28 protein-coding genes and 1 riboswitch are annotated in these 25,146 nt (G+C 30.4%); of the genes, 9 read left to right on the top strand and 19 right to left on the bottom strand.

Annotated features, from left to right (window positions below; genetic code table 11):
* Window positions 1–51 precede the first annotated feature (51 nt).
* A riboswitch (cobalamin riboswitch) is annotated at window positions 52–230 on the bottom strand.
* Window positions 231–293: 63 nt separating this feature from the next.
* Together crcB and E0K96_RS08825 are read right to left on the bottom strand one after the other, a co-directional pair.
* Window positions 294–650, bottom strand: a complete 357-nt coding sequence (gene crcB, locus E0K96_RS08830) for a fluoride efflux transporter CrcB (RefSeq protein ID WP_087244995.1) — start codon at window positions 648–650, stop codon at window positions 294–296.
* The gene (locus E0K96_RS08825) at window positions 643–2,337 is read right to left on the bottom strand and encodes an MraY family glycosyltransferase (protein WP_087244994.1); all 1,695 of its coding nucleotides are present in this window, start codon (window positions 2,335–2,337) and stop codon (window positions 643–645) included. The genes crcB and E0K96_RS08825 overlap by 8 nt, the downstream gene beginning before the upstream one ends.
* A gap of 290 nt (window positions 2,338–2,627) precedes the next feature.
* Here E0K96_RS08825 and E0K96_RS08820 point away from each other — a divergent pair, with 290 nt between their 5' ends.
* Window positions 2,628–3,779, top strand: coding sequence for a DUF871 domain-containing protein (locus E0K96_RS08820; RefSeq protein ID WP_087297237.1), 1,152 nt, complete (start codon window positions 2,628–2,630; stop codon window positions 3,777–3,779).
* A 43-nt stretch (window positions 3,780–3,822) separates the two neighbouring features.
* On the opposite strand, the gene E0K96_RS08815 is transcribed toward E0K96_RS08820, so the two are convergent.
* The 9 genes from E0K96_RS08815 to E0K96_RS08775 form a co-directional block, all read right to left on the bottom strand.
* The gene (locus E0K96_RS08815; RefSeq protein WP_168082612.1) at window positions 3,823–4,590 is read right to left on the bottom strand and encodes an AIM24 family protein; all 768 of its coding nucleotides are present in this window, start codon (window positions 4,588–4,590) and stop codon (window positions 3,823–3,825) included.
* 362 nt (window positions 4,591–4,952) lie between these two features.
* Window positions 4,953–5,645, bottom strand: coding sequence for a DNA/RNA non-specific endonuclease (locus E0K96_RS08810; RefSeq protein ID WP_168082610.1), 693 nt, complete (start codon window positions 5,643–5,645; stop codon window positions 4,953–4,955).
* Complete coding sequence (locus E0K96_RS08805; protein ID WP_168082608.1) at window positions 5,642–6,187, bottom strand: flavodoxin domain-containing protein; 546 nt, start codon at window positions 6,185–6,187, stop codon at window positions 5,642–5,644. Before E0K96_RS08805 ends, E0K96_RS08810 begins: the two co-directional genes overlap by 4 nt.
* An 84-nt stretch (window positions 6,188–6,271) precedes the next feature.
* A complete protein-coding gene (locus E0K96_RS08800; RefSeq protein WP_168082606.1) occupies window positions 6,272–6,838 on the bottom strand; it encodes a dihydrofolate reductase family protein in 567 nt (188 codons plus the stop codon).
* A gap of 149 nt (window positions 6,839–6,987) precedes the next feature.
* The gene (locus E0K96_RS08795) at window positions 6,988–8,067 is read right to left on the bottom strand and encodes an ABC transporter substrate-binding protein (protein WP_087297241.1); all 1,080 of its coding nucleotides are present in this window, start codon (window positions 8,065–8,067) and stop codon (window positions 6,988–6,990) included.
* Window positions 8,048–8,854 carry an ABC transporter permease gene (locus E0K96_RS08790; RefSeq protein ID WP_087244987.1) on the bottom strand — a complete coding sequence of 269 codons (807 nt, stop codon included), beginning with the start codon at window positions 8,852–8,854 and terminating at the stop codon, window positions 8,048–8,050. The genes E0K96_RS08795 and E0K96_RS08790 overlap by 20 nt, the downstream gene beginning before the upstream one ends.
* A complete protein-coding gene (locus E0K96_RS08785; protein ID WP_168082604.1) occupies window positions 8,851–9,693 on the bottom strand; it encodes an ABC transporter permease in 843 nt (280 codons plus the stop codon). The genes E0K96_RS08790 and E0K96_RS08785 overlap by 4 nt, the downstream gene beginning before the upstream one ends.
* Window position 9,694: 1 nt before the next feature.
* The gene (locus tag E0K96_RS08780) at window positions 9,695–11,272 is read right to left on the bottom strand and encodes an ABC transporter ATP-binding protein (protein ID WP_087244985.1); all 1,578 of its coding nucleotides are present in this window, start codon (window positions 11,270–11,272) and stop codon (window positions 9,695–9,697) included.
* Between the two features lie 17 nt (window positions 11,273–11,289).
* Window positions 11,290–11,823: a helix-turn-helix domain-containing protein gene (locus tag E0K96_RS08775; protein ID WP_087244984.1), complete on the bottom strand. Its 534-nt coding sequence runs from the start codon at window positions 11,821–11,823 to the stop codon at window positions 11,290–11,292.
* Between the two features lie 201 nt (window positions 11,824–12,024).
* Between E0K96_RS08775 and E0K96_RS08770 the strand changes: the two genes are divergently transcribed.
* On the top strand, window positions 12,025–12,450 hold the full coding sequence (locus E0K96_RS08770; protein ID WP_168082602.1) for an acyl-CoA thioesterase: 426 nt from the start codon (window positions 12,025–12,027) through the stop codon (window positions 12,448–12,450).
* Window positions 12,451–12,712: 262 nt separating this feature from the next.
* Here the strand turns inward: E0K96_RS08770 and E0K96_RS08765 are convergent, their stop codons facing one another.
* Both E0K96_RS08765 and E0K96_RS08760 read right to left on the bottom strand, forming a co-directional pair.
* Entirely contained in the window at window positions 12,713–13,501 is a 789-nt protein-coding gene (locus E0K96_RS08765) for an HAD family hydrolase (RefSeq protein WP_168082600.1), read from the bottom strand.
* The gene (locus tag E0K96_RS08760; RefSeq protein ID WP_087304679.1) at window positions 13,502–14,281 is read right to left on the bottom strand and encodes an HAD-IIB family hydrolase; all 780 of its coding nucleotides are present in this window, start codon (window positions 14,279–14,281) and stop codon (window positions 13,502–13,504) included. It abuts the gene before it with no gap.
* A gap of 691 nt (window positions 14,282–14,972) precedes the next feature.
* Between E0K96_RS08760 and E0K96_RS08755 the strand changes: the two genes are divergently transcribed.
* Window positions 14,973–15,497: a hypothetical protein gene (locus E0K96_RS08755; protein WP_168082598.1), complete on the top strand. Its 525-nt coding sequence runs from the start codon at window positions 14,973–14,975 to the stop codon at window positions 15,495–15,497.
* A gap of 114 nt (window positions 15,498–15,611) precedes the next feature.
* A complete protein-coding gene (locus E0K96_RS08750; RefSeq protein ID WP_168082597.1) occupies window positions 15,612–15,857 on the top strand; it encodes a hypothetical protein in 246 nt (81 codons plus the stop codon).
* A gap of 210 nt (window positions 15,858–16,067) precedes the next feature.
* Here the strand turns inward: E0K96_RS08750 and mreB are convergent, their stop codons facing one another.
* The 4 genes from mreB to E0K96_RS08730 form a co-directional block, all read right to left on the bottom strand.
* A complete protein-coding gene (mreB, locus tag E0K96_RS08745) occupies window positions 16,068–17,057 on the bottom strand; it encodes a rod shape-determining protein (RefSeq protein WP_087245783.1) in 990 nt (329 codons plus the stop codon).
* A 187-nt stretch (window positions 17,058–17,244) separates the two neighbouring features.
* Window positions 17,245–17,880 (bottom strand): M23 family metallopeptidase, encoded by a 636-nt coding sequence (locus E0K96_RS08740; protein WP_168082595.1) that lies wholly within the window; start codon window positions 17,878–17,880, stop codon window positions 17,245–17,247.
* A 31-nt stretch (window positions 17,881–17,911) separates the two neighbouring features.
* A complete protein-coding gene (spoIID, locus tag E0K96_RS08735; protein ID WP_168082622.1) occupies window positions 17,912–18,811 on the bottom strand; it encodes a stage II sporulation protein D in 900 nt (299 codons plus the stop codon).
* A 29-nt stretch (window positions 18,812–18,840) separates the two neighbouring features.
* On the bottom strand, window positions 18,841–19,044 hold the full coding sequence (locus E0K96_RS08730; RefSeq protein ID WP_087245779.1) for a DUF1146 family protein: 204 nt from the start codon (window positions 19,042–19,044) through the stop codon (window positions 18,841–18,843).
* Window positions 19,045–19,112: 68 nt separating this feature from the next.
* Between E0K96_RS08730 and E0K96_RS08725 the strand changes: the two genes are divergently transcribed.
* From E0K96_RS08725 to E0K96_RS08710, 4 genes are read left to right on the top strand one after another with little or no spacing between them, the layout of a single operon-like run.
* Window positions 19,113–20,033, top strand: coding sequence for an aldo/keto reductase (locus E0K96_RS08725; RefSeq protein WP_168082592.1), 921 nt, complete (start codon window positions 19,113–19,115; stop codon window positions 20,031–20,033).
* 9 nt (window positions 20,034–20,042) lie between these two features.
* On the top strand, window positions 20,043–20,549 hold the full coding sequence (locus E0K96_RS08720) for a GNAT family N-acetyltransferase (RefSeq protein WP_168082590.1): 507 nt from the start codon (window positions 20,043–20,045) through the stop codon (window positions 20,547–20,549).
* Window positions 20,540–21,043, top strand: a complete 504-nt coding sequence (locus E0K96_RS08715; protein WP_168082588.1) for a GNAT family N-acetyltransferase — start codon at window positions 20,540–20,542, stop codon at window positions 21,041–21,043. The genes E0K96_RS08720 and E0K96_RS08715 overlap by 10 nt, the downstream gene beginning before the upstream one ends.
* Before the next feature lie 42 nt (window positions 21,044–21,085).
* Complete coding sequence (locus E0K96_RS08710) at window positions 21,086–21,619, top strand: ferritin-like domain-containing protein (RefSeq protein ID WP_087245771.1); 534 nt, start codon at window positions 21,086–21,088, stop codon at window positions 21,617–21,619.
* A gap of 31 nt (window positions 21,620–21,650) precedes the next feature.
* Here the strand turns inward: E0K96_RS08710 and E0K96_RS08705 are convergent, their stop codons facing one another.
* Window positions 21,651–22,532, bottom strand: a complete 882-nt coding sequence (locus E0K96_RS08705) for a YitT family protein (RefSeq protein ID WP_168082586.1) — start codon at window positions 22,530–22,532, stop codon at window positions 21,651–21,653.
* Between the two features lie 90 nt (window positions 22,533–22,622).
* Entirely contained in the window at window positions 22,623–23,657 is a 1,035-nt protein-coding gene (locus E0K96_RS08700; protein ID WP_168082584.1) for a glycoside hydrolase family 25 protein, read from the bottom strand.
* A gap of 195 nt (window positions 23,658–23,852) precedes the next feature.
* On the opposite strand from E0K96_RS08700, the gene E0K96_RS08695 reads away from it, so the two are divergent.
* Window positions 23,853–25,040: a C40 family peptidase gene (locus E0K96_RS08695; protein WP_168082582.1), complete on the top strand. Its 1,188-nt coding sequence runs from the start codon at window positions 23,853–23,855 to the stop codon at window positions 25,038–25,040.
* The last annotated feature ends 106 nt before the right edge of the window (window positions 25,041–25,146 follow it).

Here is a 25,146-nt window from a genome sequence, read left to right as displayed (position 1 = left end):
AGGACATCTCTGCCCTAGAATTGAAACTAGAACGACTTTATACTCCGTAAAGTGTATTCCAAGATGTTGGCATGTATTCCGGCTCAAGTTCTTTGTCTTTGCACCTTCCCAGTTGCCCAGTGGTTATATTACATTGACTCCCTTTCACGGCTGCGGGACAGCTCAGGATTCACACCTGCTTCCATTTTCATGAAATATCTCTATTTCCAACCAACAAATTCATAAACTTTTACGCCATCATTATATACTATTACGAAAAGATAATAAAGAAAAAGAAGCATCATGATATGCTTCTATTGAACAATTATTCTTCCTAAATAAACACCAATAATACATCCTATCACACTTATCATAGCATATACTACAGCAAGTGCATAAAATCCATCTTCTAAAAGCGTCAAAGTTTCTAGAGAAAATGTAGAAAAAGTCGTAAATCCTCCACAAACTCCAGTTTTTAAAAATAAATTTATAGATGGTGAAATACGTTCTTTGGTAAACAAGCCTACAACCATTCCAATAATGAAGGCTCCTAGAATATTTGTTATAAGTGTGAGTATAGGAAAATGATTTTTTAATGGTATAAGACTTATGCCATATCTGAATATAGCTCCAAGTGCTCCGCCAAGTCCTACCCATAAAAATTTATCCATTATCATTCTCCATCGCAACAACACTAAACTTCTGATCTTTTTCAATTAAAGTCACCGTTGTTGTATATTGTAATGTATCTAAAATAGGATTTATTTCTTTAAAAGTCATTTGAACTTTGACATCGTAATAACTATAATCTTCCAATCCTGACAAAGCTTTATAAGAAACCACATTAGATAAAATATCATAACGGATAACTTCAGGTGGATTTATATCTGTCTGTATTTCTTTATAATATTCATTTCGAGCATAAGCTGTAAAATCATCTTTTTTCTCAGCATAGAAATAATCAATACCACCTATTTCTCCATTCTCTTTATTCGATAAAGTATAGTAATCACTCACAAAATAAGCAGCCACTAATTGCCTTTCTGCGGTTTTATCACCACGATTAATAGCTGTGACTAATTGATTATATATATCACTCATTAAACTTGTTTCATTTTGCGACTCTATATACTTAGTAGTCACTGGTGTCTGAGGTTCTACTTTTTCCTCATTATTCAAAACAAAAACCATTGAGAATACAATACCTATAACAAGAACCAAAATAACAGCATATTTTTTCTTGGCTTTTTGAATAATTCTTTGATATGGTTTTGTATCTTTGATGGAAGGCAAATATTCACTTTTAATAAAAATATTTAAAATCGTTAAAAGTGGTTTATATTTACGATCAATCATATTTGTTGCTTCTACAAAAAGTTCAAATAAAACCATCAAAGCAATAAATAAAATAGTTGCTGCAACCTTATCAAATAAATAAAGATAAGAACATAAAGAGAATAATACTGTAACAGCGTATAAGATTAAAACACTCTTGGTTTGTCCAAGTTCTAAAGAAAACATCAATTTATGATGAAGATGATTACGATCAGCTTCACTAAAACTTTTATGATGAACTTTACGACGAATAATCGCAATAAACGTATCCATAATTGGAACCATCAAAACAACAATCGGTGCCCCTAATGTAAAAAAAGATGAGCTTTTATAACCAAATCCAAGTAATGAAATGACTGCAATCATAAAACCAATAAACAATGCCCCACAATCACCCAAAAAGATAGATGCAGGATGAAAGTTATACACTAAAAAGCCACCTATTGCGCCAGCTAAAAGCAATGATAAAGAAGAAATATCTGTACGTCCATAAGTTAATGAAGTCAATGAAATAGTCACCAGAACAATAATAGATATACCTGCACACAATCCATCTAATCCATCAATTAAATTAATAGCATTACTAATACCTACGATCCATAAAATAGTAATAATAATAGCCAGTATATAAGACACTGATTCAGGTAAGAATGGAAGCGTGAATCCCTTTAAAACAATATCACCATAAATAATAACGACTAACGCAGCAATGACTTGACCAAGCATTTTTAATTTCGGAGATAAATCATGAATATCATCATAAAATCCTGTTAAGAAAATGATAAAACCACCTATTAAAATAGCATTAATCTGTGTATCTGTTTTTAAGAAGATCATCGTTCCAATTAAAAAACTCATATAAATCGCATAACCACCAGTTCTTGCGATAATGCCTTTATGTATTGTTCGTTTATTTGTATGGGCAATAATACCAAGTTTTTTTGAAACCTTTCCCACTATTGGAACAAGAATTAAGCTTAATACGAATGTCACAACAAACGATAAACATATTTCTAAACTCATGATTCTTAGCTCCTTTCTTCAATTCTATATCTTTTGTTATATCATAAATATGCGATTTTGCGAAGTCCTGACTGCATTTATTTCATTTATTTATTCTTATTAATGAAAAAAATTTTCCATTTATATACTCATCATATAGACTTATCTTTTCTTTTGAAGTTGTTTAATTATCTCTTTAAAAATATCATAATATAATATATTTTAAATGACAAAATCTATTCTAAGCTCTTTTTTGCTTAAAGTCTATTCACAAAGGTGCTATAATGTAAAATATAAGGAGGAAAATGAATATGCACAAATTAGGTATTTCTGTATACCCTGACAAAACACCAATGGAAGAGGTATACGCATACATGGAAAAAGCTGCAAAATTAGGTTTTAGCAGAATTTTTACATGTTTCTTATCTATTCCAGATGATGAAAGAGAAAGTTATTTAGTTCAATTTAAAGATTTCATGAAAAAAGCTCATGAATTAGGATTTGAAGTTGCTGCTGATACAAATCCACAAGTTTTTGACTTAATTGGAGCAACACCTAGCAATTTAAAACCATTCGCTGATTTGGGATTAGATATTATTAGAATGGATGGTAACTTTGGAACTCAAGGTGATATTCAATTAACACGTAATCCATACAATATTAAAATTGAATTTAACGCTAGTATGGATATGGGTGTAGAACTTTTAATCAATAATGGTGGTAATAAAGATCAAATCACTATGTGTCATAACTTCTTCCCAGAACGTTATACTGGGTTAGATTTTGATTTATTTATGGACTTTAACCGTTATTGGAAAGAATTAAATTTACACACTGCTGCTTTTGTTTCTAGTAACAATGAACATACAATTGGTCCATGGCAAGTTTTCTGTGGTTTACCAACTGTTGAAATTATGCGTGGTTTACCAATTGATTTACAAGCTCGTTATATGCTTGCGACTGGAGATGTTGATGATATTTTAATTGGAAACTATCCAGCAACTGATGAAGAATTAGAAGCATTATCTAAAGTGAATATGCAAGCTATTGAAATTAGAGTTGATGAAGCTGAAGGTATTAGTCAAAACGAAAAAGAAATCATGTATGATTTCGCTCCTCATTGGGATCGTTATGATCATTCATCATTTATGTTAAGATCTTCATCACCACGTGTATGGTTTAAAGAAAAGAAAAGTGTTCAAGATGGAGATATGGGAAAAGATTCTCAAATGAATGTAGAATCACAATCTATTCCATATAGAGATCCAGGTAAAAAAGTTTTCACTCGTGGAGATGTATTGATTGTTAATGATAATTTAGCACACTATCGTGGTGAACTTGAAATTGTTTTAACTGAAATTCCTAATGATGGTGAACGTAACTTAGTCGCTACTGTAAAACCTGAAGAATTAATGTTGTTAGATTTCATTAAACCAGGACATCACTTCAAAATCTTAAAATAAAAAACAAAGGATTGAAAGTTTCGTTTTCAATCCTTTTTTATACCTATTTTCTTGATTCAACTGGTGCAATCAAAACCTTTCCTGTGCCACGATAGACATTCACAAGGCCTTCACCAGATGCTGCTGATCCTGCTAATGTTTTTCCAGAACGTTCTACTTTGAACTCAAGAGTTCCACTCCATGCAATAGCCATATTTCCATCAATTTTTAAAACATCATCTTTTAAAGTCACTTCAATAAGTTCTTCTTGTGGACATTCTGACTCTAAGCATACAATACCAGAACCTTCTATTCCAAGATTAAATAATCCTTCATTTCCCATTGTCGCTGATGATAAATTAGAACGCATCACAGCTTTATGCTTTAATTTTGCATCACAAGCTAAAAATAAACCATCATCTAATACAACAGATTGATTCCATTCATCAAGATCAAGCAATAAAATATGTTTATATGTAGGTTCTAATACTAGAACTCCATCTCCTGTATATTCTGGTTTAATTGCTGTTTCCCCTGTAACTTTTCCACGAACTGCTTTAGATAATAAATCTCCTACACCTTTTAATCCTGTTGTGGCATAAACATTTCCAACCATCCATTGCATTGCCCCTGCCTGAACAACAATATTTGCTTTATTAATATCACAAATAACTTGTCTTTTTCGAATATTCATTTCATTACAAAAATATGCCGTTTGAGCATGATGTGGCATAACACTTAAATCACGTTGATATTCAATAACCTGAAATGGTCCACATTCTTGAATAATTTGAACATCATTATTGTTCGTAAAATTTGAAATCTTAAACATGTTTTTTCCTCCTTTTCTTTTATTATATCATGAATCAAAATCAGATAAGTTTTTTCTCACAATTTATAATGATATGTTAAAATAAAAAGTAGGTGATACTATGAAATGAATCAATAAATGACAACAGGCTGATTGTTTAATTAAACATCAAAGCCAAATGACCAATTACAACATTTTACATCATTACAAAAATCTTTCACAGGTATCTTTAGGTTTGTTTTCATATCATCTTATGGACTGTTTACGGATTCATACTTTATGATTTCATCATTATTATATCTAACAGAATAACAACTGTTTTAGCTGGTATTGTTTTATTCTATAAATATAAAGAAACATTTTTAAATAAAGACAATTAATTTTTACTCAAGTTGACTATTTCCTGTCGCATAATCAATTTTTACACCAGGTTGTACATTATAAACAAATACATTAAATTCAATATCTAATCCTTGATCTTCTACTGACATAGCTTCCATTAAAACACCATCAGCAACCAAATGATTTCCTTCAAAAACAGGTGTCACGCGATAAAGAACATGATTACCTGTTTCTTGTACATAATCAGCCACTTGATTTTCAAAAGGCAGCATTCCTTCTGTATTCATGTATCTTGTACCTGTAATTAGATTTTTCTCATTTGCATTTTCACCACTCAACTGATATCCAATCAAATGACAACGATTATATAAATATTTCCCATCTATAAAATCATATTTTTTAATTTGCCATCCAGAGGGTTTAATCATTCCAATATTCCCTCTTTTTTCTGTTGGCATAGTTTCTTCACCAATATTTGCATAAGCTACACCACATCTTCCTAATGAATCTAAAGAACTATATTTTTCAAATGTTTGTGTTGTTAAATTATCCTTATCAAAATAAGGTTCATTATCATTAATAATCACATAGGATTGCCCACTATATTCTGGGACATCTTCAATGCTGATAGCACTATATGTCTGCTGATGAAATTCAACACCGAGATAACCACCCAGTGCAACAACACCAGCAACAATAATTTTTATAAGTTTCTTTTTATAACTTTTTCTCATTTCGATTCTCCTTGCATGATACAGTTAACTTCATCAACAATTGGCTTTAATGCTTGAAAATCAACAAAATCAACTTTTTTATTATACGAATCCACCATAGCTTGATCTTCTGCAGTCATATTTTCTCTTGGTTTATTTTTAGTAACCTTATATAAAAGAGTCATCATAGTCTTGTGTTTAAAGTTTAACTTTGAATAATCAATACCTCCACGTAAATGAAAAAACTTTGAGTCATGAAAAAGTTCTGGTGATAATTGTTGTTGGAGAGCATGTCTTATATTTTTTATATTTTGTTCATCTTGAACATCTGCTAAACCTACTGTCACGACAATCATTTGTGTCTGTGATGGTATCATTTTAACTATATGTTTTAATCCCTTAACTCCTCCTGCATATAATCCACCTAAATAAACAATGAAATCATCATGTATATTTTTTACATCTTCTTCGTTTTCTAATGGTAAATGTGTTAATCTTGATAATTCTTCAGCATATTGTTTTGTTGTTCCATAGTGAGAACCATATATAATAATTCCTTTCATTTTTATGCCTTCCTTCCATTATATGCATTCCTTTTTCTCGCTCTATATATACAATAAAATAAGAACCTTACTATTTCTAAAAAATCATTTTCTATCACATGACTCATTTATATCCGTTTCTTTTCTACGCACATAAATTGTGTTCAATATTCCATTATCCTCATGAGATTCTACTAATTGTAATGGAATTGTTGAAAATCCTGTATGAAACAATGAAATGCCTGATCCTAAAAGAATTGGAATAATAGAAATATGATATTCATCAATCATTTGATTTTGCATAAGCGATTGAATGATTTGTGCTCCACCACAAATCCATATATCTTTTCCTTCTTTTTGTTTTAACTCCCTAATCAAATCGCTTGGATCCTGTAAAACAAATTGAATATTTTCTGTTGATTCTTTTTGATTATGTGTTATGACATAGCTTTGAAGTGAAGAATAAACCCACTGATCTGGTGATAATTCTGTTACAATCTGATGATATGTATTCCATCCCATAATAACTGTATCTATATTTTGAATAAATTCTGTATAAATATCTTTTGTTTCCTGATTCAAGTCCTGTCCTTGTAACCAGTCTACTCCACCATTTTGATTAGCAATATATCCATCTAGACTCATCGCAATAAATAAAATAACTTTTCTCATTCATCCACCTCAATGCATTCAAATTATAACATGTTAAATCTTTGTCGTCATTTCTTTTTATATGCAATTGATACTTATATAAACGTCTATTTTTTTATTTTTCAAACAAAAAAGAAGATCAATACATAGTATCAACCTTCTCATTATTGTTATTGAGCATTTGAAGCTGCGATTTTTACTTTACTGAAGTAATCTGAAATGATTTTACGAGTTGCTTCATCATATTCAAAAACTTCATCTTTATCATTACCAGTTCTAGGCACGTAAGCATTAATTCCTTCATAATCTCCACTTGCTAATTCATCCATAACTTCCTGATTAGCAGAAGTATATCCTACAAAGCTTGAATTATCCATAGCAGCTTCATAGCTACAAGCATAATTAATAAATTCATGTGCTAATTCTACATTTTCAGCATTCTTTGGAATCACCATAGCATCACTCCATAAGTTTGTTCCTGTTTCAGGCATATAGAATCCCATGTTTTCATTTTCACTCATCACATAAGCAGCATCTCCAGAATAAATCAATCCTAAAGCTTTTCTACCTTGAGCCATGTTATCAATAATTTCATCAGTTACGATTTCTGGTTCCATTGTTTCTACACATTTCACTAACCAGTTATAAGCTTCTTCTAATTCTTTTTCATCTTTTGTATTCATTGAATATCCTAAAGCTTTTAATGCCATCATGAATGAATCACGTTCAGAATCATATAGATAAATATCTCCTTTGTATTTAGTATCTAAGAAAATATTGTATCCTTCTTTTTCTAAGTCAGCTTCACTCACTTTTGTTTTATCATAAACAATTCCAACTGTTCCCCAGAAATATGGAATTGAATATTCATTGTTTGGATCATATGGTAATCCTTTGACAGCATCAACAAGCTCATCCATACATGTAATCTTATCTTTATCTAATTTTTGAATAAGATCTTCTTGAATTAATCTTTCAATCATATAGTCACTAGGAACTAAAATATCATATGGTTCTCCATTTGCGACTTTGATATACATAGCTTCATTTGAATCAAAGTAATCCACAACGACTGTTGCGCCTGTTAAATCTTCAAAACCAGAGATAAAATTTTCACCCATGTATTCTCCCCAGTTATAAAGGTGTAATTCTTGTCCAGCATATGGCTTATCTGCATTTGAATCCCCTCCACACGCTGTTAAAGTAAACATTGTTGCAACCGCTAATAAACTAGTTAATAACTTTTTCATCTTTTTTCTCCCTTCTTGCTTTAATTAGTGGTACTACATTGATAATCACTAAGACTACCGTTATCAATACTACGACAAGCGTAGATATTGCATTGATTGTTGGGTTAACTCTTTTACTCATTGTATAAACCATGATACTTAAGTTTTTAACCCCTCCTCCTGTTACAAAGTATGAAATGATAAAATCATCAAATGACATTGTAAAGGCAATTAAGGCTCCTGATACAATACCAGGCATAATTTGTGGCACTAAAACTTTTGTTAAAGCTTGCCATGGTGTTGCTCCTAAATCCATTGCTGCATCAGATAGATTTGGATCTAGTGAACGTATCTTAGGCATCACACTTAAAATAACATAAGGTATACAGAATGTAATATGAGCAAGTAACATTGTCATAAAACCACGTTCTATATGAAATGTAATAAATAGTAACATCAACCCAATAGCTGTCACAATTTCTGGATTCATAATTGGAAAATCATTTAACTGCATCATGACTTTTTTAACAATCTTGCTTGATTTTGATAAACCAATGGCACTAATTGTTCCTACTATTGTCGATACAATTGTAGCAATCACAGCAACTGTAATTGTGACATATAATGATTCCATCATATCTCTATTTTGGAAGAGTTTTTCATACCAGTTTAAACTAAAACCAGTAAAATGTGTTAATGATTTACTTTCATTAAAAGAGAAGATAACCATAAATACAATTGGTAAATAGAAGAATAAAATCATCAGAACCATTAAAATTTTACCAATAATTCTCTTATCTTTTTTCATGATTCCTGATTCCCTCCTCCACTATTACGTTCATCAATTTTTCTAATTGCATACATACAAATCATCATAATGACTGCCATAATCATAGAGATTGCACTACCAAAGTTCCATTCTCCAACTGTAATAAATTGATTTTCAATCACGTTACCAATTAAGAAGAACTGTCCTCCACCAAGAAGTTTAGGAATAAAGAATGAACTCACTGCTGGTAAAAAGACAAGTGTTATTCCACTGACAACTCCTGATAAAGATAATGGCAAAGTGACACGTAAGAATGTCTGGACTCTGTTCGCCCCTAAATCAGCACTGGCTTCTAATAATGATTTATCCATCTTACATAAAGATGTATTGATTTGTAGAATCATAAATGGAATAAAGTTATAAACCATTCCAAGCAATACAGAACCTTCTGTATATAACAACTCTACATCTTTAAATCCAAAGAAACCTAGAATTGTTTGAGCTATACCCCCATTAGAAAGAATTCCTATCCAGGCATATGTTCTGACTAACATATTAATCCACATTGGTAAAGTAATAGCTAAAACAAGAATATTACGAACACGATCACTGCTTCTTGCAATAAAATAAGCAACTGGATAACCTAAGACAACACAGATAATTGTTGTCTTCACAGCAATCGTCAATGAACGCCATAAGACAAGTAAAAAGTCTGGGTCGGTAAAAAACTTTTTAAAATGATCCAAAGTAAATGTAAAGTTAATGATGTCATTTCCACTTGTTGTTAATGAATAGAAAAGAATTAATAACATTGGTAATAAAATCATTAAGATCACCCATATCATATAGGGCCATGCTAATTGTGAAAAACGTTTCATTCTAGAACCCCATCTTTTCCATGACATGAATATCTTCAGGGAAGAATGTTAAACCGACCTCTTTACCTTCTTCCACATAATCTGTTGTATGAATCTTTAATTCTCTACCTTCTGTTGAGAAAGTGACTTTATATGTTCCTTCTTCAATATGTTCAGGATCAAAATCATAATCTACATAAATATCTACAGATTCATCTTCATCATTCAATTTCCATCCTTGAGCATTTGCCCATGTTTTTAAATCTGTATCTAATGCTACGGATTCATCAAGTTCATCAACTGTCTTAAAGAAATTGAATGCCATAACCCCTTCATTCGCTCTTTCATTCTTCACAACAGGTTGATTCACAACAATGATCTTACGTTCTACTGATGTTCCACTTGAAGTCGAGAATGTCACTGCATATTCACCAATTTCTTCTTTTAAATCATAATCAATCTTACTGATAGAAATATAATCATCTGTTTCAGGATTCCATGCCTGTGCATCAGCACGCGCAATAATTTCAGCATCATCTAATGATTTCACATCTTCAATATCAACATAGAAATCATTGGCACTGATTTTTTCTTTTCCGTTTTCAGATGTCACATCACGATTTCTGATGACATGCATGTTCACAGTTACACTTGTTCCTGGAACAGTTTCAACCATAACTTCATAATGTACACCTTTAAAAAGAACACTTAAGACTTCTCCTGTCATTTTTCCATCTTTGACATCGACAATATCAATATCCTCTGGACGGATCACAACATCAACAGGTTGTTTATCTTTAAATCCAAAATCCACACAGTCAAAAACAATATCATCAAATTTCACTTTATAATCTTCTAACATAACTGCTGGAATAATATTACTTTCCCCAATGAAGTTAGCGACATATCTATTTTCTGGTTCATTGTAGATTTCCTGAGGTGTTCCAACTTGTTGAATTTCCCCATCTTTCATAACAACAATCTTATCTGACATAGTTAAGGCTTCTTCCTGGTCATGTGTAACAAAGATAAAGGTAATTCCAACTTCCTGTTGAATTCTCTTTAATTCATATTGCATTTCTTTTCTTAATTTTAAATCCAATGCTCCAAGTGGTTCATCTAATAATAAAACCTTAGGTTCATTAACAAGTGCTCTGGCAATCGCTACACGTTGCTGTTGTCCCCCTGAAAGAAGTGTAACGTTTTTATTTTCAAAACCTTCTAAACCAATGAGCTTTAACATTTTCATAACTTTTTGTTCAATAACGTCTTTACTCATTTTCTTAATTTTTAATCCAAAGGCAATATTTTGATAAACACTCATATGTGGGAAAAGAGCATATTTTTGAAAGACAGTATTTAACTCTCTTTTATGTGGAGGAACTTGACTAATGTCTTCTCCATCAAAAATAACTTCTCCCTCAGTTGCATCTAGAAAACCACCTAAAATTCTTAGTAATGTTGTCTTTCCACAACCACTAGGTCCCAGTAAAGTCACAAACTCATTTTCATAAATATCAAGATTGACACCTTTTAAAACAATTTGTCCATCAAATTCTTTCACTATATTACGAAATTGTATTAACTTCTTCTTATCCATAATCATACTCCCTTCTTTTAAAACATTGGTGGTGTTGTGACCCACAATATTTTGGCATCACTTGAACCATTATTGATAAAATAATGACTTTCTTTACCATCCATATAGAATGTTTCTTTTGCTTTTAATCTATATTTTTTATTCCCACGAACTAAAGTGACATTTCCTTTTAAAATATAACCGAATTCTTCTCCATTATGACATTCCATTTCTTTACTTCTTTCATGTCCATGAATAGTTAAAAGAATTGGTTCCATTTCATTTTTCTGAGCATTAGGAATAACCCATTCAATCGTATATTCGTCTTTTTCATCCACAAAGAAATCCTGTGTATGAAAGACAATCTTTTCTTCCTGATCAGATTGAAAGAACTCAGAAAGATTGGTGCCTAGTGCCTCTAACAAATCTTCGAGTGTAGAGATACTTGGACTGGTTAAATTTCTTTCGACTTGAGAAAGAAATCCTTTTGTGAGTTCACTTCTTGATGCTAATTCTTCTAAAGTTAAATCATTTTTAATACGCAAATCCTTCAATTTCTTTCCAATGTCCATATAAACCTCCATGTCACTATACTAAACTTTAAATTCAAAAAATCAAACAACTTTATTATACATATTTCTACCCCTAATGCAACAATAAATTTCATATTTTTAAAATAAAGTTCATAAATATTAAACTTTTTTATCAAAATCAATTTGAATATATATAATAAATTCATTATAATAAAAAAGTAAAGGAGTATAGATTAGATTATGCACACATATACACATCAAGTTCAATATTATGAAACCGATAAAATGCAAATTACACATCATTCTAATTACATTCGTTTTATGGAAGAAGCGCGTATTGATTTTTTAAATCATATTGGTTTTAGTTATGATAAGATGGAAGAATTAGGTATTAGTTCTCCTGTTATAGGCATTCAATGTGATTATAAAAAAAGTACGACTTTCCCTGATCTTATTAACATTGAAACAAAGGTTTCTGCATATAAGGGAACACGTCTAGAAATAGAATATACGATGAAAGTCAATGATGACATTGTAGCTATTGGGAAAAGTTTACATTGTTTTCTTAATCAAAATGGTAGACCAATTATTTTAAAAAGATCTCTACCTGAATTAGACCAAATTCTTGTTCAACTTCTTAACGAGGATACAAACAATGTTGAGTGAACTCTTTCAAACTGATGGCTTTCATACATTGATATATCTTACCTGGTTTATTTTACCTTTTCTCTTTGTGTTTTCATTTGCTTTCGGTATTAAAAATGAAGTACACGAAAAAACTGGCTTTAACTTTGCACTATTAGTTGCCAGTATATCCTTACTTTTTATGTTTGCAATGATATTATTTATGTAGATATTTTTATGGGCAGAATGTTTCTGCTCTTTTTTATATTATCAATAATATGAAAAAACTAGCTTTGATAGCTAGTTATTCATTAAACATCTTTTCTAATTGTATAGCTACTCCGTTTTCTTGAACACTTGGACATATGATTTCTGCTCTTTGTTTAATATCTTCAATAGCATTTCCCATCGCAATAGGATGTCCAACTGTTTCAAACATTTCTACATCATTAGGACCATCCCCAAAACAATAACTATCTTTAATATCAATATTTAATTCATGTAAGACATCTAATATACCTGTTGCCTTAGATACTTCATTAGAATAAATTTCTAAGCTATGGTGATCTGGATGCAATTCATAAGAAAAAGATTGAAAACATGAAATCGCATAATCTAACTCTTCCTGATTTTTTGTCCATGCTTCCATTTTAACTGTTCTTTTTATAATATCTTCTTCATCATATTGATAACATAAATTATGAAAATCTATATTACAATGAGAATAGAAATCTAATAAACATTGGTTTGACTGATTCAAATAACAAAGTGTTGGTGTCTGCAAAATATATTCAATATTTTTAGACTTTAAACACTCAGTCAATTCTTTAACCTTTTCTGGATTTAAATATCTTGCTGTTAAATCTTTATTATGATATTTCACATTAGCCCCATTTGCCAGTACATATCCATCAAACCCTATTTCTTTTACATTTTCAGCAATGAATCCATAAGGTCTACCACTTGCAACAAAACATAAATGTCCTTGCTTTTGAACTGATTTAATTGCATTTTTCACTTCATCAGTAATACGTCCTAACTCTGGACAAAACAATGTTCCATCAATATCAAAAAATATAATTTTCCTACTCATTTAATCCACCCATCCAAAATGCTGACATGCTTTATAAATCCCATCTTTATCAGCATCATCTGTAATATATGTTGCTTTTGCTTTTAATTCATCAATAGCATTTCCCATCGCAATAGAAGTCCATTCATCACGAAACATACTCAAATCATTCTTCTCATCACCAAAAACAACAACATCCTGATAATCTCCACCAAAATGATCAACAATAGCTTTAATTCCTACTGATTTATCTCCTGGTTCAACAAATAAATATTCTTTATGGAAACGACACCAAGGTAATTCCTTTAGAGTTTCTAGTTTTTCTTCTTCTGGAGAAAAACAAGCCACATAAACTTTATAAATTTGATCATAATTTCTTGGATCGAGTCCTTCTTCAACAACTGTATCCATATAAATATCATGTGTAAAATCATAAAAGCGATTATCTGGTGCTAAACGTCTTGTTTCATTATCTGGTGATATTGCCCAAATGAATCCTTTTTCTTTACATTCATCAATTAACGCTAGACACTTATCATAATCTAAAGGTTTGATTTCAATTAGTTTTTCATTGATAGTGATTCCATTTCCCCCATCACTCACCATATTTTTAAATCCTAATTCTTTCATATGATTGACTGCCATTGCGTAGCTTCTTCCTGTCGCAATAGCAACAAAATGTCCTTTTGCTTCTAATTCTTTAATTGTTTTTTTCGCTGATTCAGGAACATATTGATCTCCTGGTGTTCCTACAGCTAAAGTTCCATCAATATCAAAGAAAAAATATTTCTTTTTCCCCATCTTTATCACCTCAGTCATCTATTTTAACAAAATCATATAAAAAATCTATTTTTTTACAGATAAAGAAAAAACTATTATTTTCAATATTTTATAAATGATAAAAGATATTTAAACTATTTATAGAATTGATTTTATATTTGAGTCAATATATATATCATAGTATAATTGAAATAGAAAAAGAATAATATGCCAAGAAAGGATGGTACGAAAAAAGAAGGCAATTCTTTCCATTATAGATACAGTAATAAAGGTAAAAATGACATATAAGATTGTATGAAGAAATAATTAAAATTTCTCTATGACTATTGATAATATTATGAATATTCTTATAACAATGATCAATGCAGTATATTTCACTCATATTGTAATCATTCAGTTGAAGAATACTTAGAAAAAGATGTATCCATTCATAATATTTAATTATATCATTTCAATGGAAAACAATTCTATGATTCAAATAAATTGATTGATGATTTTGCTAATACTATGGTGGAAAATAATAATTATTCATATAGAAATAAGTTCTACTATTTTAAACTTGATGATTATAACTTATATATAGCTCTTATGAGTTATAGCTCAATGATTAAACTTTCTAAAAAACTTATAAAAAATAGTAGGATAATGGGAATAAAGCTTGTCGAGGTAAAAATATAATATGAAAAAACATATAATAATAGTTTTGGGTTTTATGAGTCTTTTGATAATTGGATTTTTGTTTTCACAATTATGGGGATATAATGACTATAATCCGTATTTCGTGGAGAATTATGATGGCTTTGATTTTATTTATAATAAGGAAAATGAACCTGTTGGTGTTTCATTACAAGATGATACAGAGTACATCTATTTTCTAAAAGAAAGAGATTCTAAAGCGTATATAAATGATTATAATAAGAAACAACATGAATATAATTGGAAATATGAAGGATATGAATGTGAAGTTGAGCTGATGAGTAGCACTTCATTATGGATATACGGTAAAAAAAGTATATATGTATTTATCAAAACTGATGATTTTTGGATTAGAAGATATGTTGACTGTTCAAATATACAGAACAGTTCAGATTTTGAAAATATAAAAAATATTCAAGACATAGTGAATCCGTATATTACAAAAATGATCAACATATATGAAAAATACCATCAGCAAATTATACAAACTTATCAAAATGGCAGTGAAGAATTAATGCGCAGTAAAGATGAATTAGTCTAAGATATGGATGGTGGTTTTATGAAATTTATGAGTCCTAAGATGAATAATTTATGAATTTGTGTTTTAGGTCTTTTAGCACTATTCTAGCAAAACGGCGAATATCACTTTTCGTTTATGAATGATTCAGTTATGTTGCTAATGATTGTTTTATTTATAGGTTTTGTTTTCTTTCCAAAATCATGGTTTCATTGTATTTGGGAATTATTAATGGGATTTGCAGTCAGTATACCTTTATTATTGGAAGTATTTAATGGAACAAATAATATGATTGCTATTGTGTTTGATTCTATTTTATCATTCTTGATCTTTGGTTATTTTGGTTTCCTAATTTATAAAAAGTTAAAAATTAAGGTTCAATAATATTCTATGATTGATTTCATTGATTTTGTCAATGAAGACATTATTAAAAATAACTCAACCAAATATCTTTAAGTCATAATAAAAATGGGCAATAATCATCATTGTCCATTTTCATATCATAAGTTTATCATTTTTTATTCTCAAAATTCACATAAAAAAGCTGTACGCATTCACTTTTAAAAGCGATTTCGTTACAGCCTCTTTTATTAACTATTGTAAATATTGAGTGTTTTCTAACATAACACCGCATCCTTCAGCGACGCAGTCAAGAGCATTTTCAGCTACAAATACAGGAACTCCTAATCCTTCTTCTAAGAATTTATCTAAGTTATGAAGTAAAGCTCCTCCACCTGTTAAGAAAATACCTTTATTAACGATATCAGCTGATAATTCTGGTGGTGTTTGTTCAAGAACTTGTTTTGTAGAACGTAAAATTGTCATACAACATTCTTCTAAAGCTTCTTGAGTTTCTTTAGCATTCAATTGAATTGTATGAGGTAATCCTGTAACTAAATCTCTACCTCTTACATCCATTACTTCTTTTGGATCAGCTTCATAAGCACTACCAATTGTCATCTTAATTTCTTCTGCTGTACGGTCACCAATTAATAATTTATATTTATCTTTAACATATTTAATTAATTCAGCATCCATTTTATCTCCAGCAATCTTTAAAGATGTACTTGTAACGATATCGCCTAATGAAAGAACTGCAATATCAGTTGTTCCACCACCGATATCTACAACCATGTTTCCTGATGGTTTAGAAATATCTAATCCAGCACCAATAGCAGCTACTTTTGGTTCTTCTTCGATATAAACACGTTTAGCTCCACATCTTAATGCAACATCCTGAATAGCACTCTTTTCAATTGAAGTGATATTTGATGGACAACAAATTAAGATAGTTGGTCTTGAGAAAACTCCTTTTAAGTTAAGTTTATTAATAAAATGAGTTAATAATATTTCAGTAATTTGAAAATCTGCGATAACCCCATCTTTTAAAGGACGAATAGCTTGAAATTTACCTGGAGTTTTTCCAAGCATATCTCTGGCTTCTTCTCCTACTGCGATAGGTTTATTTGTTTCAGTATTGATAGTTACAACAGAAGGTTCATTGACAACAATACCTTCACCTTTGACATAAATAAGAATGTTAGCTGTTCCTAAGTCAATACCAATTTCCTTTGATAATTTCATTGAACATTCCTCCTATAAGCATTTCTATTGTATCATTTTTCCTATTAATTACAAGAAAAAATTATTTCTATATCAACATAATTTTTATCTTTTTCAAAACACTTTCTTTTCCTCAATGATAATATACCAAATGTATGAAATTTATGTGAATATTTTAAAAAAATTTAGATTCCTAAGAACCTAAATTTTATTTAATCATATCAAGTGTCTGTCCAATAAATTTCTCTGGATTATACAATTGATCCTCTTTTTGAAGAATAAAATGTAAGTGATTTTTTAAATCAGCTTCATAAACATTCTCACCACTTTTACCAATCACATCACCTTGTTTGACTTCTTTATTTAATTCTACTGATACTTCTGATAATGATTCATAAGTTGTAGAAATATTATCACTATTGGTAATAGTGATAACCCAGCCAAGTACAGGATCATTTGTTTTCTTTGTAACAGTACCACTGATAGCTGCCAACACATCAAATTTTTCATTCTTATTGGCATAGTCAATACCTTGATTAGGACGATAAACATCTTCAAATAATATTAAAGACTGTTCCTGCTTTGTGGCATCATCATCCTTATCATAATAATATCTCACTATCCCTATACCATCTTTAACCGGTGATTTTAAAGTTTCTACTTTCTTTTCTTCAGTTTTGTTTTCTTTGGTCTGATTTTCATCCACTTTGACAACAGTTTCATCTTCAAAATTTTGAGTATGTTCATCTAAAATATTTTGAACAATCCCAATACCACCTAAAAATAAAGCTAAAGCTAGTGAGATTCCTAATATCTTCTTATAATGAAAAGATCTTTTCTTCATGTTTTCACCTCAACTTAAGTATGAACAAAAGTTAAGAGTCTATACTTTCAATTTCAACATTTTGATAATAATGATGTAAAATCTCTTTATAACTTTTCTTTTCTAAAGCCATAGCTTGAGCACCATATTGACTCATACCAACACCATGACCATTGCCATGCGTAATAAAAGTATAACCTTTTGATGAAAACTGAATTTGAAAACACGAAGATGGTAGCGATAGTTTTTCTCTGATTTCTCTACCTGTATATGTTTTTTGATTAATAGTGACTTTGTCAACATAGCCACTTGATGTATGGGATGTGATTTTGATTTGTTCAGGAACAACATTAAATATATTGGCTAATTGTTGTTTGGTAAAAGTCTGACTCCTTGTATTATGAGGATCAATACTTGTATCCCAATGACTATCAACCGATTTAAGATAGGCCACTTCTCCCGTAAAATAATCTTCACTATTAACAGTTTTACCATTACTGCTAGAAAAAAACAATGCAGAAATATATTCTCCCTGATATGTCATAACTTCGCCTTTTGTTTCTTGAATTGCTTCTTCTATTTTCTTTTTATTTTGTGCATATTGTTTTCCCCATTTTTTCTTCATTTCATCATCATCTAAATAGACCTGTGAATTGGTTGTATTATCAACTTTTAAATCCCTTGATAATACAAAAGTTCGACTGGCTACTGCCTGTGCCTTGAGCGCCTCCTTTTCAAAACTGACTGGCATTTCCCCGGCAATAACTCCTATAAGATATTCTTCTAATGGGATGGATACAACCTGATCAGACATTTGAACTTGTACATTTTTTTCCTTTGTTTTCACTTGATATTTTGAATGAATCCAAACCATTGCATCCTGATAATGAAAACAACCGATTACTAATAAAATAGAAAATATAAAAAGAAGTTTTACATATATTTTTTTCATCATTCATATATATGTTGAAAACTTCTTATTTAGAATTGAAAACTTAAACTTCCAAAATCCAGTATAAAAGATGCAAATAAATAACCTAAAGCTATTGATGTGACAATAAAGAAAATATGAAATTCTCTTTCTTTACCTTTTCTGATGTATTGATCAAAGCGAAAACAGCTTAAACCAATCATAGCAAGAGTAATCGAAACGATATACACAATAATACTAACAATATGATACATGGAAACACCTCTTTTTCTTTTACATTATAATCATTATTTTATATAATAACAACAGGAGGGAATAATTTATGGAATATTTTCAAATATCAAAAACGGATTTAAAGGCTTCTCGTTTAGCTTTAGGTTGTATGCGTATTGCTGATAAAAGCCTAGAACAAGTCGAAGAACTCGTTCAAACTGCTTTAGATGCAGGTATTAACTTTTTTGATCATGCTGATATTTATGGTGGAGGAAAATCAGAAGAAATTTTTGGTGAAGTTTTAAAAAAGCACCCTGAATATCGTGAAAAAATGATCATTCAAACAAAATGTGGAATTGTTCCAGGGAAACGTTATGATTTTTCTAAGGAGCATATTTTAACAAGTGTTGAAAATTCTTTAAAAAGATTACAAACTGATTATTTTGATATTTTATTATTGCATCGTCCTGATGCCTTATGTGATCCAAAAGAAGTTGCTGAAGCTTTTGATGAATTATATGAAAGTGGAAAAGTGAAATATTTTGGTGTTTCTAATCATACACCTTTACAAATAGAACTTTTACAAAAATATACTCAACACCCATTAATTATTAATCAATTACAGTTATCTATCGTACATTCTGTTATGATTGATTCAGGAATGAATATGAATATGAAAGAATCATGGGCTCAAGATAAAGATGGTGGTGTTTTAGATTATTGTCGTTTACATGATATCACTATTCAACCTTGGAGTGTTGTACAGGCATCATGGGCAGAAGGATGTTTTATTGATCATCCTAACTATGAAAAACTTAATTCTGTCATGGAAAAACTAGCTAATGAATATCATGTGACAAAGAGTGCTATTGCAATTGCATGGTTACTTCGTCATCCAGCTTGTATGCAACCTATTATGGGGACAACTTCACCTGCTCATTTAAAAGAAATGGTCCAAGCGTGTGATATTCATTTAACACGTCAACAATGGTACGATCTTTACCTTGCGAGTGATAAGCCTCTTCCTTAAGGAGAGTCTATGATTATTGAATTAAAAACTTTAGATCAAATTGATCCCTGTCAATTAGCATATCATGCTAATGAAAAAAGTATTAGTACGTATTTAAGAAATACTTTTCCCTATCCATATACATTAGATCATGCTATGTCTTTTATTACTCATTCTTTACAAAATCATGGTCTAGATTTTGGAATTGTTGTAGATGGTATTTGTGTAGGTTGTATTGGTGGAACTTTGCATAATGATATTTACGTCCATAATTGTGAATTAGGATATTGGTTAAATCCCCTTTATGCTCATCATGGTATCATGCGACAAGCTGTACGTTTATTTTGTCAGCATGTTTTTGAATGTTACCATATTCATAAAATTTATGCTGAAGTCTTTGTAGAAAATAAAGCATCATGTCGTGTTTTAGAATGGAATCATTTTGAAAAAGAAGGTTACTTATTTGAACATGCCTATAAGAACTTTCAATATCATGATGTCATCATTTATAGTTTAAGGAGAACAACATGGAAATAAGAAAATCTCATCTTGATGATGTACAAAGAATTATGACACTTATTCATCAAGCTCAAAATTATTTTAAACAACAAAATATTGATCAATGGCAAGATGGCTACCCTCAATCTTTAGATATTATTGAAGATATTCAAAAGAATAATAGTTATGTTATTGAAGATCATGATATTATTGGAACAATGTATTTTGCTATTGAAGACGAGCCAACTTATCAAAAGATTCAGGGACAATGGTTAACTCATCATAAGCCTTATGCTGTTATTCATCGCATTGTTGTAGATGAAAATCATAAGGGTCAAAATATAGCTCATCAATTATTAGAATATGCTATTCATGAATGTCAACAAAACCATATTCATAGTATTCGCATTGATACCCATGAAGATAATTTATCTATGCAACGTTTTTTACAAAAACATGGTTTTCATCAATGTGGAGAAATTACTCTATTAAGTGGTGACTTACGTATCGGTTTTGAAAAAATATTAGAATAATTATAGATAACCTTCATACAGTAGAAGTATGGAGGTTATTTTATGAATTACTTTATCAACAAACCCTATCCAGAAATGACTGATATAAAGGAAAATCCGCAATATGCATCTTTAATGTTATCTAATTTAGCTGGACTCTATTCGGAAATGAATGCTGTTAGTCTTTATTTTTATAATCATGTTATTTTAAAAGACGTTTGGCCTGAATTATCTGTAGCAATGGAAAAAATCAGTATTGTTGAAATGCATCATTTAGATATCTTTGCTCATTTAGCTTATCATTTAGGTGCAGATCCTCGACTTTGGGATTGTCAGCAAGGTTGTCTAGAATACTGGTCACCTGGATATAATGTCTATCCTAGTCATTTAAAATCTTTATTAGAAAATGCGATTATTCAAGAACAAAATACAATTGCTATATATCAGCAACAAATAACCTGTATAAAAGAAAGAACAATCCAAAAGATTTTGCATCGTATTATTGAAGATGAAGAATTGCACATTCAAATTTTTGAATATTTTTTAAATGAATATTTACAAAATAGTTCCGAAATAGAAAAAGGAAGATTTATATAGAAATACGAAATCTATATAAACCTTCCTTTTCTTATTCGATAGGTTCTTGATAAAATCTTCCTGTTACACCTTCAGAGTTGATGATATTAATAAAAACATGTGGGTCTAATGCTTTAATCAAATGAACAACATCTTTCACTTCATCTGCTCCAACAACAGTATATAACATTGTTTTATTTTCTTTTAAATAACATCCTTGTCCTTCAAATTGTGTTACACCATGATGTGTATATTCTAATAACTCTTGTCCAATTGTTTCTCCATCTTTTGTAATAATTAATAAAGTCACTTTATGATCTCTACGATGTAATCTTTCTATGACTTGTGTTGAAACAAACTGGAAAATAATTGAATACATGGCAGCTTCAAATCCAAATAAGAAACCTCCTGTTGTTAAAATAACAACATTAATTCCAAATACAAAATTCCATGATGGTTTCTTTAATTTATTTGATAAATAGACAGCAATAAAATCAGTACCTCCACTTGATGCTTTTCCATATAATGCAATAACAATAGCTATACCATTTAAAATACCCCCAAAAACTGATACAAGTAATGGATCATATGTAATAGGTGTGACTGGTATTAAATCGACTAAAAATGAATTGAGAACAATCATTAGTACTGAATAACTTGTAAATTTCTTTCCTATTATCTTAAATCCAATAAACGCTGGTATAGCATTTAATGAAATATTAATAAGAGAATATGGTAATTCTAATTGAAAAAAAACACTACATGATCTTTGAATCAATAATGATAAACCAGTAAATCCTCCTGGTATCAAATCCCCTGCTCTAACAAATGATTTTATATTGATAGACATAATAATGGAAGCAGCAAGTACACATATAAACGAAGTAATATGTTTTTTCCACTCTTTTTCATTTCTTGTCTTGGCATAAACCATTATATTTCACTCTCCCCTTTAAAACGCCTCTATTATACTATTGTACAAACATAAATACAATATGAAAAGGTATCGCTTTACAGCAATACCTTAACTTTTTAAGCGACCTTCTTGAAGGAGTCTTAATAATTCTAAATTTTGTCTGGCACTACCAGTATAGTTCTCAATTCCATTTTTTTGTGCTAAATCTTTTCTCGATGCAAAAGATGAATCAACTCCTATCTGACTCAAAGCATCTACCAATGAATCTCCACGATATGTTGGATGAGATAAATATCTGAGAGTTCCTGTAATACTTTCATTATTCACCCATCCAAGACCATTTCCTATCAAGTATGGATTTCTCGCATTAGGAACAACTCTTGTAATAGTACCATGATTCATATATGGAACTAAAGGAACACTACTGTCTGAAGAGATAAAAACATGATTAAATGTTACATGATCTCCTACCTGATAGTTTTGTTGTGGTACTTCTGGTTCTGGTGCAGGTTCTGGGTTTGTTTCAACATTGAAATTGTTATATCCACCAGCTTTAATTTCTGTTGGAAAATCACGATATGAATGATTTCTATCTACAGGTACACTTATTCCTTCAACAAAACCATGATCCGTATATTGCCACATATCAAATCCTTCTACTCCTAATTCTTCAGCATAGCGAGCAACCCATCTTGTATATCTTTTAAATGTTGGACCAGTTAGTTTTGTTGTCCACCAATAATATGAAGCATAGAATCCTGGGAAATAATTATGTTTAGCAAGCTCATCAGCCCAGACTCTTGCATTTTTTTCAATTTGATCATTTGTTAATCTTCCTATACTCGGATCTTCTAAATCCAAATAAATAGGATATTCCATCTGATAATCTTGAATAAGCCTCATAACATGTCTAGCTTCTGATAATGCTGCCCTTTCATCAGTGGCATATGAATAAAGGTAGACACCAAAAGGAATACCTAATCTTGTACATTCATCAGCATTACGTTTAAAAGTAGGATCATCTTGTCCAGGCAAATCCTGACCAAAGCCGCATCTCAAAATTGCAAAATCAATATGATTTTTAACAAGTTCCCAATTGATTTCACCTTGATATTGTGAAACATCAATACCATCTTTAACCATTAACTCACCTCCTCAAGATACAATATGTTCTTATAAAAAAAATGCCTCCACATTTGCCATAGTTATAACGACTTTCTATTATATGCTTTATAATATATAAACATGTATGAATACTGACTTTCATAAATTCTATGAATTGGTATTTTTTTTAGAGTTTTTTATGTTATAATGTTTTTTACAGAGGTGATTAATTGAATGAAGAAATTAGGTATAAGTTTTTTAGCTTTTTGTTCAGTATTTGCTATGAGTCTATTTCCAATAGATGTTCATGCGACTGATTTTGAAGGACAAGAAGATAAATATATTAAAATTTGTTCTTCAAATCTAACAAATTCTAATAAAAAAGTATGTCAGGAATTTAACAAATATTTAAAAGAAAAAAATCAAGATTTAAAAGAAGAGATTCAAGATACAAAAGATGATTTAAGTGAAACTAATGATAACATTGATGAAGTATCTAAAAAGATCGAAACTTTAAATTCTCAAATAGATGAAAAAAACAAAGAAATTGATTATATGTTAAAATCAATCGAAAAAATAAAGAAAGACATTGCAAAGAAAGAAGAACAAATGAGAGAACGTTTATATGTTATGCAAACAACATATAACTCTAACTGGGTTTTAGATTTCTTATTTGGTTCTGAAGATTTCTCAACTTTCTTCTCACGTATAGGAAGTGTTAATGATATTACAGCTTATGAAAAAGAGTTAGTAGAAGAACTCACACAACAAAAGCAAAATCTTGACACACAACAAAAGTCTCTAGAAACAGCTAAAGAAAACTTAGAATCACAGAAAAAATCACAGGAAGCTTTACAAGAAAAATACATAGAACTGAAAACTGCACAACAAGAAAAAATCAAAGATAGTCAACAAGAATCTAAAGAAGTTTCCTCTGCACAAAAGAAAATTGATGCAGCTTTATCTGAATTGATTTCTCGTGCTCCTAGTGGCGGTGGCGGTGGTGGATCATATGTTCCAGGTGATTCAGCCGTAGGAAATGCCATTGCTCAAAAAGCTCTAACAAGACTTGGTTGTCGTTATTGGTGGGGTGCAAATGGTCCTAATTATTTCGATTGTTCTGGTTTAGTTTATTGGGCTTATAACCAAGCTGGCGTGAGTCTTGGTCGTACAACTGCTGCAGGATATGCTGGTAGTGGAAAAGCTATTTCTCGATCAGAATTACAACCTGGTGATGTCATTACATTTAGTTATGGTAGTGGTGTTGCTCATATTGGTATCTATATTGGTGGTGGAAGTTTTGTTCATGCTTCTGGAGAAGGTTCTGGAACTGTTGGACAATATCCTGATCAATGTGTTAAAACTGCCCCATTATCTGGATACTGGGAAAGATATGTTTATAATTATAGAAGATTATATTAAAAGCGTCGGAAACAAAATAAATATCCAATAGTCTACAAAAAGGACAATGATGATCAAAGAATGATTTTCATTGCCCTTTTTCATTTCATTGATAATACATATATTC

Origin of the sequence: Massilimicrobiota sp. SW1139, assembly GCF_012027715.1 — a bacterium.
Lineage (GTDB): Bacteria > Bacillota_I > Bacilli_A > Erysipelotrichales > Coprobacillaceae > Allocoprobacillus > Allocoprobacillus merdigallinarum.
The sequence above is the reverse complement of the archived record's forward strand: the minus strand, read 5'-3'. Positions and strand labels throughout refer to the sequence as shown.

What these genes read in the sequence shown, in the direction of transcription:
- E0K96_RS08725 (WP_168082592.1), top strand. Translation starts at nt 19,113, where the DNA reads ATGGAATATTTTCAAATATCAAAAACGGATTTAAAGGCTTCTCGTTTA.
- E0K96_RS08805 (WP_168082608.1), bottom strand. Translation starts at nt 6,187, where the DNA reads ATGAAAGGAATTATTATATATGGTTCTCACTATGGAACAACAAAACAA.
- E0K96_RS08790 (WP_087244987.1), bottom strand. Translation starts at nt 8,854, where the DNA reads ATGAAAAAAGATAAGAGAATTATTGGTAAAATTTTAATGGTTCTGATG.
- E0K96_RS08750 (WP_168082597.1), top strand. Translation starts at nt 15,612, where the DNA reads ATGAATGATTCAGTTATGTTGCTAATGATTGTTTTATTTATAGGTTTT.
- E0K96_RS08770 (WP_168082602.1), top strand. Translation starts at nt 12,025, where the DNA reads ATGCACACATATACACATCAAGTTCAATATTATGAAACCGATAAAATG.
- E0K96_RS08730 (WP_087245779.1), bottom strand. Translation starts at nt 19,044, where the DNA reads ATGTATCATATTGTTAGTATTATTGTGTATATCGTTTCGATTACTCTT.
- E0K96_RS08775 (WP_087244984.1), bottom strand. Translation starts at nt 11,823, where the DNA reads ATGGACATTGGAAAGAAATTGAAGGATTTGCGTATTAAAAATGATTTA.
- E0K96_RS08810 (WP_168082610.1), bottom strand. Translation starts at nt 5,645, where the DNA reads ATGAGAAAAAGTTATAAAAAGAAACTTATAAAAATTATTGTTGCTGGT.
- spoIID (WP_168082622.1), bottom strand. Translation starts at nt 18,811, where the DNA reads ATGAAAAAAATATATGTAAAACTTCTTTTTATATTTTCTATTTTATTA.
- E0K96_RS08765 (WP_168082600.1), bottom strand. Translation starts at nt 13,501, where the DNA reads ATGAGTAGGAAAATTATATTTTTTGATATTGATGGAACATTGTTTTGT.
- E0K96_RS08710 (WP_087245771.1), top strand. Translation starts at nt 21,086, where the DNA reads ATGAATTACTTTATCAACAAACCCTATCCAGAAATGACTGATATAAAG.
- E0K96_RS08740 (WP_168082595.1), bottom strand. Translation starts at nt 17,880, where the DNA reads ATGAAGAAAAGATCTTTTCATTATAAGAAGATATTAGGAATCTCACTA.
- E0K96_RS08700 (WP_168082584.1), bottom strand. Translation starts at nt 23,657, where the DNA reads ATGGTTAAAGATGGTATTGATGTTTCACAATATCAAGGTGAAATCAAT.
- E0K96_RS08755 (WP_168082598.1), top strand. Translation starts at nt 14,973, where the DNA reads ATGAGTCTTTTGATAATTGGATTTTTGTTTTCACAATTATGGGGATAT.
- E0K96_RS08795 (WP_087297241.1), bottom strand. Translation starts at nt 8,067, where the DNA reads ATGAAAAAGTTATTAACTAGTTTATTAGCGGTTGCAACAATGTTTACT.
- crcB (WP_087244995.1), bottom strand. Translation starts at nt 650, where the DNA reads ATGGATAAATTTTTATGGGTAGGACTTGGCGGAGCACTTGGAGCTATA.
- E0K96_RS08705 (WP_168082586.1), bottom strand. Translation starts at nt 22,532, where the DNA reads ATGGTTTATGCCAAGACAAGAAATGAAAAAGAGTGGAAAAAACATATT.
- E0K96_RS08695 (WP_168082582.1), top strand. Translation starts at nt 23,853, where the DNA reads ATGAAGAAATTAGGTATAAGTTTTTTAGCTTTTTGTTCAGTATTTGCT.
- E0K96_RS08825 (WP_087244994.1), bottom strand. Translation starts at nt 2,337, where the DNA reads ATGAGTTTAGAAATATGTTTATCGTTTGTTGTGACATTCGTATTAAGC.
- E0K96_RS08800 (WP_168082606.1), bottom strand. Translation starts at nt 6,838, where the DNA reads ATGAGAAAAGTTATTTTATTTATTGCGATGAGTCTAGATGGATATATT.
- E0K96_RS08785 (WP_168082604.1), bottom strand. Translation starts at nt 9,693, where the DNA reads ATGAAACGTTTTTCACAATTAGCATGGCCCTATATGATATGGGTGATC.
- E0K96_RS08720 (WP_168082590.1), top strand. Translation starts at nt 20,043, where the DNA reads ATGATTATTGAATTAAAAACTTTAGATCAAATTGATCCCTGTCAATTA.
- E0K96_RS08715 (WP_168082588.1), top strand. Translation starts at nt 20,540, where the DNA reads ATGGAAATAAGAAAATCTCATCTTGATGATGTACAAAGAATTATGACA.
- E0K96_RS08760 (WP_087304679.1), bottom strand. Translation starts at nt 14,281, where the DNA reads ATGGGGAAAAAGAAATATTTTTTCTTTGATATTGATGGAACTTTAGCT.
- mreB (WP_087245783.1), bottom strand. Translation starts at nt 17,057, where the DNA reads ATGAAATTATCAAAGGAAATTGGTATTGACTTAGGAACAGCTAACATT.
- E0K96_RS08820 (WP_087297237.1), top strand. Translation starts at nt 2,628, where the DNA reads ATGCACAAATTAGGTATTTCTGTATACCCTGACAAAACACCAATGGAA.
- E0K96_RS08815 (WP_168082612.1), bottom strand. Translation starts at nt 4,590, where the DNA reads ATGTTTAAGATTTCAAATTTTACGAACAATAATGATGTTCAAATTATT.
- E0K96_RS08780 (WP_087244985.1), bottom strand. Translation starts at nt 11,272, where the DNA reads ATGGATAAGAAGAAGTTAATACAATTTCGTAATATAGTGAAAGAATTT.